Consider the following 13,726-nt stretch of genomic DNA (forward strand, 5'->3'; position numbering starts at 1 on the left):
ACTTGAGGCAAATGTATTATAAAAAAAAGAACTTAATCGACGGAATTTTCTGCTTTTTCAGGAATTTTAACCTGAACAAAAAGTAATGACAGTGCATATACGAAAGCTGGTGCTGCAGTACGCATGGCAGCATGATTAATCGTTAACAGCCAAAAGACAAAAAAAGATAAAAAGTAGAGATGCTGTCTGTTACTTATATAGACAACAAAAGGAGTCAGAAATAGTATAATCAGTCCAAAAACCCCAAACAAACCATGTTCACTCAACATACGGGTAATTTCGTTGTGTGAAGCAGCGTCATCTCTAAATCTTTCTGCCCTAACATATCTACCCATTCCTGCTCCAACTCCTAAAATGGGGTTATCGATAAAAAGAGCAAGCTCTTCATTCATAATTTGCTCCCTTCCTCCCAAACGGTCTTTTTTATCCCGCCCTCTGGCATCCTGATTTGCATAACGTTTTTCTATAAGTCCTTTGGTCTGAAAAGAAGAGTACGCCCAAACTCCCATACCTATTAATCCCGTAAGAATAAAAACCAGTACAAATTTGCCTTTCCCTCTTAAATTTGAGTACTTATATAATAAGAATAATAAACAAACAATCATGACCACTGCCGTTAGAACTCCTCCTCTTGAAAAAGTAACAATACCTCTATAGGTCACAAATATTAGCAAAACTCCGTTTAAAATAATTTTTATTTTCGATTTTGAAAACAATATCAATTGTGTAAAAAACACAAACATCCCTAAACCCAAAGCGGTAGAAACCTGGTTAGGGCCAAATCCTCCGGAAGTTTCAAAATTAGATTGTGTCCCTGTAACTACATCTCTAACACTAGGATTAAATAAAAACAAATATACTGTTGTGCTCAATATAGGTAATCCCATTGCAACTAAGACATTCTGCAAATCCGAAAACAAAATTCTTCTTTTAAACATGTAGATTGAAGATATTGCTAAACATAATGGTCCTGATAAATTAAACACCAATGATTTTTTAATATCTATCGAAGGATTAAAAGCGGTGGATGTTATTAAGATACCCGGAATCAGAAAAATCAGAAAAACCCAATATATAAAGGCATTTGTCGAGAAATTACGGTAAATCATACCCAACAGCATGAAAAAAATGACATTAGCTTTAACATATTCATTGTTAAAATTTCCTCCGGTCATCCGCAAAAAAACCTCAACACCAACTAAATATGCCGCAACTATCAATACTTCATTGTTTGCATTTTTAGTCCGATAAACAATAAAAAGACCGACAACAGGAATTAAAAGCGCATATATTTTCGATAAAAAAGGAATGGCAAAAACAACCACAGCAATTACTGCATGAATTAGAAGCAGAAGAATGTAATGTTCTTTTTTATTTTTCATTTATATGTCTATTGTTTTCAAGATGTAAAAGTAGGTAAAGATTTTAACCATAAAAGATATTCTTTTACAATCGCACTTTCACTGAAATTTAACTGCACTTTATTGTACAATCCTAAAGCCATTTCATCTCTGTATTTACCAGATACTATCAATTTTTCGATTGCCCTGGCAAACTCTTTTAAGTTGTCAGGTTCTACTATTAGCCCTTCTTTTTCAGAGGTAATTATTTTTGAAATTTCACCTACATTGGTTGCTACAACAGGTATCCTATGCAAACCATATTCTAAAACAGCCAAAGGAAGCCCTTCTGAAAGTGACGGCAAAACAGCTATCTCGCATTGTTGTAATGCTGAACTAACACTACTGCTTGTTCCGTAAAAGAAAACTGTTTCCTGAAGTTTTAGATCACTGACCTTTTTTTTCAGTTTTGCAGAATAGGAATCTTCAAAATCTTTTCCGAATAAATGAAATGTCCAATCGGCGAATTTATCTTTCATCAAATTGGCAGCATCAATTAATAATTCGTGATTTTTTTGCGGACGTAAATTCGCTACACAAATAATTCGCTTACCTGCTACACCTCTTAAAATTTGTTTTTCATCAGAAACAGCATCAATTATAAAGTTAGGAAAATAAACAATGTTTGAACACCATAAATAAGATTTAGCCCAGTCTTTCAAAGCTGAATTTACTGCAATAATACCTGTAAAGAAAAGAGAGCCTGCTTTTAAGCTTAAATTTTTCCGGGAAGACAGATCTTGCGAAATACCATAATGGTCGTGCCAGATAATTTTGATTTTAGGCAACGTCAATTTTACTAAAACTGCCATAAAAAAAGAGGAACTGTGAGCATGAATCAGATCTGCTTTATTCTTCTTTAAATACTTTCGTAACCTGAAAACAGCCTGAAGATCTATTGTTTTTCTTTTCTTCAAGAACAAATAAGAAACTTTTTGATCTATTTGATTGACCAACAGTCCTTCTTTACGGGAAACAACTAAACCAGAAAACGATATGTTTTTTGATAACGAATTGGCATAATTAATAGCCATACGTTCTGCTCCGCCAGCTTCTAGGGAGTCTATTATTTGTACGATTCTCATTTTGAGAAGAGTTTTTTAATTTCGGCTTCAAAAACATCGGTCGTATAATTTTGCGACCACTTACCTGCTAAATTACTTTTGTTCAAAAAAAGCATTTGATTTTCCAATATTCCGCATATTTGATTAACATCTTTCTCGAAATCCATTTCTAACAAAAGACCTCTGTTACCATAATCGAGCATAAAGGGAACACAGGATATTTTTGTTGCAATAGGCACACATCCCCAAAACATACCTTCAGCAATGGCTTTTGGCCAGCCTTCGCTTTTTGATGGCAAGATGACAAAGTGACTTTTTTGATAAGCTTTTTTTACTGTTTCCAGATCCTGATTTCCATGTAAAACAATCTCGTTTTCTAAATTATCGCTTTCAATATACTTTTCTAAAGAATTCCTTTCAGATCCTTCACCATATAAACTTAAGGCTACGTTATATCCTCTTTTTAATAATCCATGAACTAATTGTATCGCATATAAAGGATTTTTACCTGGTGCAAGACTTCCTACGAAGATGAATTCTATCTTATCATCAAAACTTGTTTTTTTAATGCTTTCTATTTCTGTATCAGCATAGGTGGCCGTAAAAAAAGGCTTGATATTTTTTGACTGATTTTTCCATTCCCCATACACCAAAACTTTCATATTTCGGGTAAAAAAAGTATTGTTTAAAATCCATTTTTGAATTTTGTAACTATAGGGTTGTTTACTTTTGGGATCCCAATTACCAGCATATTTTGCTGTTTTAGGTTTATTTGGGAAAAATACCTGAACAAAACATGCTAACAAACCTATATTTCCGGGACAGCGCAAATGAATATGGCCTGCATTTTTCATTGCTTTAAATAAAACCAAAATATTATAAAAACTGGAAAAAAAGGATTTCAGAATATTTGAAAAAGAACTTAAATTAAAATCTTTAAGCTGAAAATGCTTTTTGAAAGTAAAGGGAATTTCAGTAATTAAAAGTCCTTTGTCTTTTTCCCAAACCGGACAGCAGAAAATAAAATCATCACTAAATTGCTCTAAAACAATTAGCTCCTTCACATAAGGACTATAAGCAAATGGAATTTGGTTTTTATAAATTAATGGTGCCGATGAGACAATTAATAATTTCATTAAATATATCCTTTTGAACCGTTTTGAGAAATTATTACAGCCGGAACCCCCATTGCAACAGCATTCTCCGGTAAAGAATCTTTAACCATCGAGCAGGCACCAATGAGTACATTATTACCAATAGTAATTTTACCGGCAACTACCGCATTAGCTCCAATGTATACATTATTCCCTAAAATTGGTGTTCCTCTCTTTTCACCATGACCTGATACTCCAATAGTAACGCCTTGTGATATATTACAATTATCTCCAATAATAGCCTTTGCATTGATAATAATACCCCCAAAATGACCTACATAAAATGAATGTCCAATTTTTACAGAAGATGATATAGAAATCCCGGTGAGAATTTCAATCGTTTTTTGCCACATTAAAGTAGAGAACAACAGAGGAAGTCTAAATAATTTCCAGGTAATGTTAGTATAAATATAATGGGCGATCCTATACTGAAAAGTAGCCCAAAAACCCTGAGTAAAAAACACAATTACAAAGAAATGACCGCCATATTTGCGATATTTCCTATAATCTGACTTTATAAGTTGAAATAGATTCATCTAAATATTTATTCTCTAGGTTTATTAAAAATTAAACTAAACCAGCCTAAAGTTCTGCCAAGACTTTCTGTAAAAGCAGCCTTTTTGTTATTTGAGGTAAATGTATTACTAAATCTGACCAATGTCAAAAGTAATGTAATTGCATTCCATTTGTATCTATCCTTAAAATTCGGATTGGGGTTTTTAACACGCCAGACATACCATCCGTTTCTAACGACCATTTTTCCGTAATAATACCGGTTGGGTCTTCCTGTTTCGGCATGAAAATGACCTAATCTTGCAGCTGTATTTATATAAAGTTTGCCAATTTTTGCTACTCTTAAAGTAAAATCGGCATCTTCATATAAACCATAACCTTCAAAATAGGTCGAAAATGACAGCTTCTCAAAAACTATTTTTTTAAATGAAGAAATGCCTCCCATTAATTGCTCAGCTTCATATATTTTACCACTAGGTGGTAAAAAACCAATACTTCTGCCATGTGAAAATAAAGGGGAAAAACCGGGAAGACAATTGCTGTCTAAATGAAGTTTTTTTCGCAAAACAAATCTACTCCCATCTTTACGTTGCCACCCATCAAAATAAAATTCATTAATCTGAGGAATGTAATTTTCTGTTGCTTTTTCCCATTTTACTTCATTCGTAATATATCCTCCTACGCCCATAGCATCCGGAAACACACTATAGGTTTGCAATAATTTTTCAAAATAATCTGATTCCAGAATTGTGTCATCATCCAAAAAACAAACAATTTCAATATCCTGACCAACTTTATCAATACCAAAATTCCTTTGTCTGGTGAGTCCGCGATTTTGATCATCGACTAAAAAGTACTTTAAATTTTGGAATGAATTCTGACTTAAAATAATTTCCGATTCCTTATTTACAGAACCATCAATAATTAAAATTTCATTCGGATATAAAGTTTGTGTCTTTACGGATTGCAATAACTCCAGCAAAGGCTGAGGGCGCATGTAAGTACAAATGATTAAAGAAAATTTCATATTTTTATTTATATCTGATTCCCAGATCGTTTAATTTCTTAGCATAAAATAGTGATTTTTTAAACTGAAGATTTTTGTACGGAATTCTAAAAAATCGGTACAAGAGACCTTTTTTGGAACCTTTAAAGAGATATAGAAAAAAATACTTGTACTTGTACTCGATTACTTGCTGAGGAGTAAAATGCTTTACAATACCGTACATAATTGTCGGACTTGGTACGGGACGAATTATCTTTACGGGAGTATCTAATTCCCATGGCTGCGTTTTTCTCTTTTTCCCTATGATTTTAGCCTGATTCCCCCAAAAACGGTACCCACCAGCAGGTGGCTTTAAATGTAAATTTGGAGAAAAAGGGTTTAAAATAACCACTTGTCCTAATTTAGCTAACGATATTCCAAAATCAGTATCTTCACCATAACCTCCATCAAAGTTAATATCGTTGCCTGTTAGCTTTCTGACATACTCAGTTTTCACACAGGAATTGGCATTACTAAAAGTTGAGGATGCGCCAGATTTCCACCTTTTCTCTCCTAATTTTTCAAGTTTAACTTCTAAATCTTTTAATTCCTGCTGTTCATTATCTGCTCTGACATCTAAGCCATTGCAGGCACTCACGTTGTATGTTTGCATTAACCGGATATGATTTTCAATGAAATTTGACTGTACACGAACATCATCATCTCCAAAAACGATATATTCACCCGTACACAACTCTATAGCTTCATTACGGGCTCTGCAACTTCCTTTTGTTTGCTGCCATTTAACAATTAACTCAAAAGAAAATTCTTTTTCAGAATACAATTTTTCATTTCTGAGCCCTTCGGGAGTTGCATCTAGTACAACTACTTGTGCAACGGGATAACTCTGCACGCTCAAATCTTCTAACAATTGTAACGTAAAATCCTGACGCATCATTGTTGGAATGATATAACTAACAGTTGGTTTACCTTCAATACGGTTTAACTCACGGGGTTTAATAACTGGTTTGTCTGAGCTTCTCTTAAAATTTTTCGCAGCATAAAAAAAAGCATTCCATTCTTTCGTCTTCCAAAAACCTTCCCGATAAAGCATGAATAATGAATGTTCTTTTTTAAAGTTTTTTCTAAAAAAAATGTATCTGTCTTTTGCTGTTATATTAATTTTCTCTTCGATATTATCCGTAAATAAACCTTTTATATAAAGTGGAATTGCAGCAGAATTCCGTAATGCGTTATATCCAAAATCTAATGCCTGAATTTGGTGATTTTGATATTCAGGATCAAACCCGCCTAAAGTTTCCCAGACAGATTTTCGAATGGCAAATGAATTTGAATTAATCCGCCAGCTCACACACTCATCCAGATTATCAAAATCATTGATATACCAAAAAAAAGTAGCGGTTTGATAAACCAATTCCGGGAATGCATTTTTATAACCTTGTTCAAATGAACTATGCCAAATATCTCCGGCGCCAGAACACAAAACTTCCAGTTTCTCTAAGTCAGGTTGCCCACTGTAAAGAATAATCTCTCCACTACTTGTTCTAAACTCATTCAATTCCATTTCTTTATTCCGGATTTATTATTTTTTTATAAAAATTAATATTGTCACTTGTTATTTTATCGGTGTTAAAAAATTGTTCCACTCTGCTTCTTGCTTTTTCTCCTGTCGCTTTTGTCAACATTGAATTATCAAGAAGCTGAAGAATTTTGGCTGCAAACAAACTATGGTTCTTTGGGGCAACTAAAAAACCACTTTCCCCATCAATAATCACTTCTCCTGCCCAACCAATATCAGACGCCACAATTGCTTTCTGCATTGCCATAGCTTCAAGCCACGAAACAGGAAAAGCTTCTGCAAACGAAGGAAATATACAAACTGTAGCCTGCTCAATCTTCTTCTTAATTTCGGAGTAAGGAACACTTCCTAAATAAGAAACATTTGTTTTCGCTCTTTCTGAAAAAAGATCCTGCATCATTTGCCAAGTTGACAAATTGCCGGAAATAATATCCGGAACATCTTTACCTACCAAAATAAGTTTTGCTTCAGTATTGTTCTCTATTACTTCATTAAAGATTAAAGGCAATTCTAAAAGTCCTTTTTTTCTAATCAGACTTCCAAAATAAAATATGCTTTTATCATCAGGAACCAAATTGTCTGAAGGCTGAAACAGATTTATATCAACTAGATTGGGAATCACTTTAATTTTTTTGCTCAGACCAAAAACCTGATTTGTTATATCTGCCGTAAACTTGCTTACAGATAACAAGGCGGTTGCTTTTTCCAGAGCTCTTTTTTCATGAAACTTATTAATCCATTTTACAGGACGATTATCCAGATGACAAAAATAGGTATCAGATCCGTGCAGTCGTATTACAACCGGGCATTTTTGAGGCTGAATAAAGGAAGTAATTCCTGTCCAGTCTGCCGCTTCCACTAAGTCAATTTCTTTAGCAAAAAATAACTGATTGATTATGTTCTCTATTTTTTTTCTGGTCAGAAACCACGATAATCCTTTTAATTTCTTATTTTTAATTTGTTGGATAGTGATCCCGTTATCCATAAAAATATGATCTTTATGCTGACCATATACCAAAATACGAACTGAAACTCCTTTTTCTAAAAGTCCAATTGCTAAGCTTTTAATACTTGTTCCCAAACCGCCTGAGTTTCCAGTGCCAGCGTGGGGATATTCCGGTGTTAAAAAAGCTATTTTCATAATTTATCGATTGAAAAAGTCTTTTAAGATTCGGGTTGTAAACATTCTTGCTCCCGCATCTGTCATATGTCCGCAAGATGAAAAATATTTATTTTCTACCACAACATTCTCATAATTATGAATTTCCGGATATGCTTTTTTAACTTTATCAAAATAATTCATCCCTACCACATTCTCACACATTGGAGTCATTACCGCAATAAAATTTATATTATTGGCTTTACAAATATTTTTGATTTCTTCGTAGTACTTATTTTTGGGTAGAGGATTTAGATTAACAATATTATTTTTCATATTCCCCTTTTTGTGTTTTACCAATGGATAATATCCTAAGTTATCTAATGCATTTGTTGCTTTGCCCCCTGCTATATTGTAAATTTCTCTAAAGCCAATTTTTGAATCAAACTTTATGTATCTGTAAAAAGGGATGTAATACAGTTCGTTAAAATTCTTTTGACCGGAGAAATGATCTTTTATAAGCTTTGAGTTATGAATATAAGGTAAAAACTTTGCAGAAACTCCATCTGATTCCTGATCATTAGAAAGATTCAAATCGGCTTCAAGAATTACGTTTTTGATTTCATATTTTCGTTCGATCATTAATTTTAGCATCAATGAAGCTTCAAACAAATGCCCTCCGCTCATACCATAATTAAATGTTTTCAATCCTTTCTCTTCAAACATCTGAGAAACAAAATGATTGTTGGCTCTCGAAGAACCTAAAATTACAACATCATATTTACGGGCTCCAGAATTAAAAACAGACTCTACCTTCCCTCTGTTCTTAGATTGAAAAAAAATAGCGGTATACAAACCATCCAGTATTACGGCAATCAAAATTACCGCTATTAAGATTTTGGCTGTATAAATTAAAAATCGTTTCATTAAAATTGAAAATATATAAATTCTTTGTAATCTGAATAAGTTCCAAATGCCAGTATAGCGACTAGGGCCAAAATCACCCTTAGCATGCTTCTTTTCCCTGACAGAGGCTCTTCTTTGGTTCTGTTATTCCATTCGACCAAAACAAATATTGCTATCATAGGCAATACCTCATAATTGTAACGCTCGTTATCAAGATATTGAGAATAAAAATCCCCATTAAAAATTATTCGCTTTAGATAGGAAACAGCATCCGTAATTGTTTTAGCTCTAAAAAATACCCAGGCTATACAAGTGATAAAAAATGTAAAAAGAATATTGAATATCACTTTTACAGAATCAGTATTAAAACTAAGTTTAATCTCGTCTATATTATTGCGGTTACTGTTGGATAACAGCAATGGTAAAAAGTATATGGCATTTATAAATCCCCATGTGATGTAAGTCCAGTTCGCTCCATGCCAAAATCCACTTACTATAAAAATGATAAACGTATTTCTGATTTTCATCCAAATACCTCCTTTACTTCCTCCCAACGGAATATACAGGTAATCGCGAAACCATGAAGAAAGAGAGATGTGCCAACGGCGCCAAAATTCTGCGATATCCCTTGAAAAATAAGGATAATTGAAATTTCTAAGTAAATCTAATCCAAATAATTTTGAAACTCCCAATGCAATATCAGAGTATCCTGAAAAATCACCATAAATTTGAAATGCAAAATATATTGCCCCTAATATAAGCGACAATGAATTCATGGAAGAATAATTGTCAAAAACAGCATTGGCATAAGTAGCACATGTATCTGCAATAACTACTTTTTTGATCAATCCCCAAATGATTTGATATACACCTTCTTTTGCGATTTGAAAATTAAACTCTCTCTTAACTTTTACCTGAGGTAGTAAATGCGTCGCTCTTTCTATTGGTCCGGCAACAAGTAATGGAAAATAACTCACAAACAATGAATAATCAACAAAGTTGTATTCGGCCTTTATGCGTTTATAATAGATATCAATAACATAAGATAGTCCGTGAAAAGTATAGAATGAAATTCCGACAGGGAGAATAACATTTAACAATATAGGACTTGCTTTGAATCCTCCCGAATTTAATAATTCTGAAAAAGATGCTGCAAAAAAGTTATAGTATTTAAAAATTCCTAGAAACCCTAAATTAACTGAAATACTGAGCCAAAACCAAAACTTTCGGCTTTGCTCTGATTTCCCTTTCTCGATTTGAATCCCGGTATAATAATCTAAAAAAGTTGAAAAAATGAGGAGAAATAAAAATCTCCAATCCCAACAGGAATAGAAATAGTAGCTTGCGATAATTAATAAAGCATTTTGAGCTTTTTTTGTTTTGTTACATACAAACCAGTACAGAAAGAAAACGATTGGCAAAAAAATAGCGAATGCTAAGGAATTAAAAAACATATTTTTGTTTACAGTAATTTAAAATTTTACTCCATTTTGTTTGAGTAGTGCAAAATGATTTTCGACCATTTTCGGCAAAGAAAAGGAATTAGCAATTAATTCTCTTGTATTAACGGATATCTTTTTGCGCCCTGAATAAACATCTTCAAGAATTCCTGCCAGTGCCTTTACATCTTTGGGCTCAAAAATATATCCATTTTCTCCTGAGGTTATTGCTTCGGTATTTCCTCCTACATTAGTCGTAATTACAGGAACATTTGCCGCAAGACTTTCCAGAATTGACAGGCTAAAACATTCCATATGGGTAGGCTGTAACATATAATCGTACTGCGAAAAAATTTCATTTAAATTAGGTTTACTACCCATAAAAATGAAACAATCCTGTACTTTATATTCTTTAACTTTTTCTAATAAATGCTGTTCATAAGGCCCTTCGCCATATACCCCAATTTTAATCTCATTTTTTATTTCAGCAGACAGAAGATATACTGCTTCAATTAAATCCTGAATCCCTTTAGATTCTCTAAGATGAGAAGCAACCAAAAAAAAGGGGTGATTATTAGCTCTATTGGCTCTTGTTAAAATTGAATCTATGATTACTCCGTTATAAATCGTGATCGTTTTTGCTTTTATATGAGTTCCAAAGTCATTTAAAATTTCTTTTACAGTATAGTTGGATACCCCAACAAAAACATCAATATATCCTGAGAATAAAATCCCTTTGAGTTTTTTATTTATTTTCTTTTTTAATGAATATCCGTTTAAAGGTCTTGGATTATGATCTACAGCAATGACCTCAGCATTTGAAACTTTCTTTACCTTATAAAAAAAGGAGGTGCATAATTCTACGAAATGAGTAATGATATGTGTGTACTCCGGTTTATATTCTTTGCAAAAAGAAAGAAAATTATTTTCAGGAGTTTGTTCTTGACTGCCGTAAATAGTTAGATTGGGATAATTACCATGATTGGAACTATTAGGAAAAAACCAATCGATATCAATGTTATTTTCTTTACATTTCTTATCAAAATCCCAGAAAAAATAATCCATACCTCCTACTCTTTCCGGAAGTAATTTATAATTGCAAATTACAGCTACCTTAGTCATTATTCTTATTTAATAAACATTTATGTAAATATTTACTAATCTTAGTTTCTACTTTTTGCGTGTAAAAAATACTTAAAGTAATCATTACAATCATAATTAAGATTGGCGCGATAAAACTGTTTGGATAGAAAAAGCTAACTATGTTCTTAATCCACACTACTCCAATATAGTCGTGAATAAGATAAAGAAAGTAAGATGACACTCCAATTTTAATAATGAATCTATTTTCTAAAAATTGTAAGGATCTAGGATAGTATATAAAGCAAAAAAACAATAAAAACATGATTATTGCTGAAATAAATTCTAACAAATCAAAAGTATGATTAATAATTAAAAAACTTACTATTAGTAAAAATATGTATAGTTTAAATGTTTTATTATTATACAACATATAAAACAATGCTCCGGATAGAAAAAAGATGAGATACTTTATAAGATTAAATAGATTAAAAAATTTACTTACGATTTTGATTTGATCAAGGCCATAAAAAAGTAATACATTATATAAAAGTAAGAATGCAAAACATGCTATGATAAAATTTCTCTTAAAATTCTTTTTACTAAAAAAATAAATGATACTGGTAAAGAGATAGAACTGAATTTCCGGCCATAAACTCCAATAATCGAAGTTGATATAACTAAAGTGCTCCGGAGTTTCAGAAAATAAATTATAAATATGAGGTGGAAGAAAAGTAATACTTATGATTAAATTTCTAAAATGATTATCTGGAAATGTATTATAGTGATCAAATATTAATAAAACACAATATGTTAATACAGAAGCAACTAATATAGAAGGAAATAAGCGAATGAGCCTTTTTTTCCAAAAAGATATAAAATCCTTTGTGCCTTCTAACGAATAACATATTACAAATCCACTTATCATGAAGAAAAAGGGAACTCCTTTAAATCCATAATGAAAGTAATTTCCACCAAAATAAGGATATTCTGAGTCATTCCAGCGATAAAAGTAATGATACAAAATAACAGATAGAATTGCTATAGTTCTAAAACCGTCGAGAACAGAAATTCTGTCTTTCGCATTACTAATCATATTTTTTCCAAAATTTGAGAGATTCTTTGGCTTGTACCTTCCAATGATCCACCTATCTGTAGTTCTAGAAATTTAGCACGTTCTTCTTTTTTAAGATCAATATGACTTAAAATTCTATTTATTGCTTCAAGATATTCTTTATCATTTTTCACAATATCGGTCGAATCTGAATCTACTAATTTGGACAAATGTTCATATTTTAAGAACTTTTGGTCATTGAACCATCCGTTTGTTTCATTCCCGAAAACGGGATTTATCACAGGTTTATCAAAAATAAAAGCATCCAATGTTATGGTTGACAAAACATTTACAGACAAGTCGCAATGTTGTAATAAAGATTTTAAATCATTGAGATCCACAACAGATGGCACTCTTTGTGTCCATGCTTCCTGATGCCTTTCTCTGCTAATGTTCCAATCTGGAAAATTCCATATTATAAAAGGATATTTTTCAATGTATTTTTTAAATCTTACAGGTTCTTCTGCCGGAGATGTTCTCACAATAAGATTAACCTCTTTCACGAGTTTTCGTTGCACCATAAATTCTGCCAATATTTCTAAATAAACAGGGTCGTTCTCACTGCTTGCATCATTACATGTAAAAAATATAGTTGGCTTGTTATGGTCTATTTTAAATCTTTTATCAAACGTTTCTTTGTCGTAACCATATTTATTTAAAACATAAGGTTCAAATTGTGGGGTTCCGACAATAGCAATCTGATCTTCTTTGATTGATTGATAAAAAGTTAGTAATTCCTGTTTCATCAAATTACTCCAAACAAGATAAAAATCAAAATTACCGGCCATTCTTCCTTTTGAAGCAAGGTTATCCCAACTAAAAATAAAAGCCGATGTTTTAATTTTTAATTTTTCGGCAGCAAATATAAGCGGTGCTATAAACGGTGGACGCTGATGTGTAAAAAACAATAACGAAATGTTATTCTCTTTTAACAGTTCTGTATATTGTTTAGTAATGGCATTGGATTGAAAGGTTTGCTGTTGCCATTTGTTGTATCGAAGTATCCAGTTTTCAGAATGAAATAACCTAGAGTACCGATGAATAAATCTCGTGGCATAACCTCTGGGATTTCTGGCTTTTGATTGGGTAATGTTTAAATTATCTGCAATACCAAAATTGCCTTTTGCATGCAACTGCAAATGGGTAACTTCTTTGGCTTTTCTAAAAAACCAAGTGTAAAATGATTCTTCAAAAACTTCTAGTTCTATAATCTTACAATTTAAATCAAAATCTTTATAAACCGTTTTGGGTAAACATGAAAAAATGATTACCTCATTAAAATTGGTTTTGGCTTCCTGAATAAAATCGCTCAATATAAAATTACGAAACCCAACCCCATCAGTTATGACAACTCCTAAATTCTTCATCAGTT

General features: G+C 32.3%; 12 protein-coding genes. All 12 read right to left on the reverse strand.

Annotation, left to right across the window (positions count from 1 at the left end):
• Positions 1-32: 32 nt before the first annotated feature.
• From C245_RS0102055 to C245_RS0102110, 12 genes are read right to left on the reverse strand one after another with little or no spacing between them, the layout of a single operon-like run.
• Positions 33-1,382, reverse strand: a complete 1,350-nt coding sequence (locus C245_RS0102055; protein ID WP_017494925.1) for an O-antigen ligase — start codon at positions 1,380-1,382, stop codon at positions 33-35.
• 17 nt (positions 1,383-1,399) lie between these two features.
• Entirely contained in the window at positions 1,400-2,485 is a 1,086-nt protein-coding gene (locus tag C245_RS0102060; RefSeq protein WP_017494926.1) for a glycosyltransferase, read from the reverse strand.
• Positions 2,482-3,600, reverse strand: coding sequence for a glycosyltransferase family 4 protein (locus C245_RS0102065; protein ID WP_017494927.1), 1,119 nt, complete (start codon positions 3,598-3,600; stop codon positions 2,482-2,484). The genes C245_RS0102060 and C245_RS0102065 overlap by 4 nt, the downstream gene beginning before the upstream one ends.
• Positions 3,600-4,154 carry a serine O-acetyltransferase gene (locus tag C245_RS0102070; RefSeq protein WP_026109811.1) on the reverse strand — a complete coding sequence of 185 codons (555 nt, stop codon included), beginning with the start codon at positions 4,152-4,154 and terminating at the stop codon, positions 3,600-3,602. Before C245_RS0102070 ends, C245_RS0102065 begins: the two co-directional genes overlap by 1 nt.
• 8 nt (positions 4,155-4,162) lie before the next feature.
• A complete protein-coding gene (locus C245_RS0102075; RefSeq protein WP_026109812.1) occupies positions 4,163-5,158 on the reverse strand; it encodes a glycosyltransferase in 996 nt (331 codons plus the stop codon).
• Positions 5,159-5,162: 4 nt separating this feature from the next.
• Complete coding sequence (locus C245_RS0102080; protein ID WP_017494930.1) at positions 5,163-6,701, reverse strand: glycosyltransferase family 2 protein; 1,539 nt, start codon at positions 6,699-6,701, stop codon at positions 5,163-5,165.
• A 4-nt stretch (positions 6,702-6,705) separates the two neighbouring features.
• A complete protein-coding gene (locus C245_RS0102085) occupies positions 6,706-7,857 on the reverse strand; it encodes a glycosyltransferase family 4 protein (protein WP_017494931.1) in 1,152 nt (383 codons plus the stop codon).
• A 3-nt stretch (positions 7,858-7,860) separates the two neighbouring features.
• Positions 7,861-8,742 carry a hypothetical protein gene (locus tag C245_RS0102090; RefSeq protein ID WP_017494932.1) on the reverse strand — a complete coding sequence of 294 codons (882 nt, stop codon included), beginning with the start codon at positions 8,740-8,742 and terminating at the stop codon, positions 7,861-7,863.
• Positions 8,742-10,175 carry an MBOAT family protein gene (locus tag C245_RS0102095; protein WP_017494933.1) on the reverse strand — a complete coding sequence of 478 codons (1,434 nt, stop codon included), beginning with the start codon at positions 10,173-10,175 and terminating at the stop codon, positions 8,742-8,744. Before C245_RS0102095 ends, C245_RS0102090 begins: the two co-directional genes overlap by 1 nt.
• A gap of 18 nt (positions 10,176-10,193) precedes the next feature.
• Entirely contained in the window at positions 10,194-11,282 is a 1,089-nt protein-coding gene (locus tag C245_RS0102100; RefSeq protein WP_017494934.1) for a glycosyltransferase family 4 protein, read from the reverse strand.
• Positions 11,275-12,336: an acyltransferase family protein gene (locus tag C245_RS24765; RefSeq protein WP_017494935.1), complete on the reverse strand. Its 1,062-nt coding sequence runs from the start codon at positions 12,334-12,336 to the stop codon at positions 11,275-11,277. Before C245_RS24765 ends, C245_RS0102100 begins: the two co-directional genes overlap by 8 nt.
• Positions 12,333-13,721 carry a hypothetical protein gene (locus C245_RS0102110; protein ID WP_017494936.1) on the reverse strand — a complete coding sequence of 463 codons (1,389 nt, stop codon included), beginning with the start codon at positions 13,719-13,721 and terminating at the stop codon, positions 12,333-12,335. The genes C245_RS24765 and C245_RS0102110 overlap by 4 nt, the downstream gene beginning before the upstream one ends.
• Positions 13,722-13,726: the final 5 nt, after the last annotated feature.

It is taken from the genome of Flavobacterium sp. WG21, from assembly GCF_000335775.1.
Lineage (GTDB): Bacteria > Bacteroidota > Bacteroidia > Flavobacteriales > Flavobacteriaceae > Flavobacterium > Flavobacterium tructae.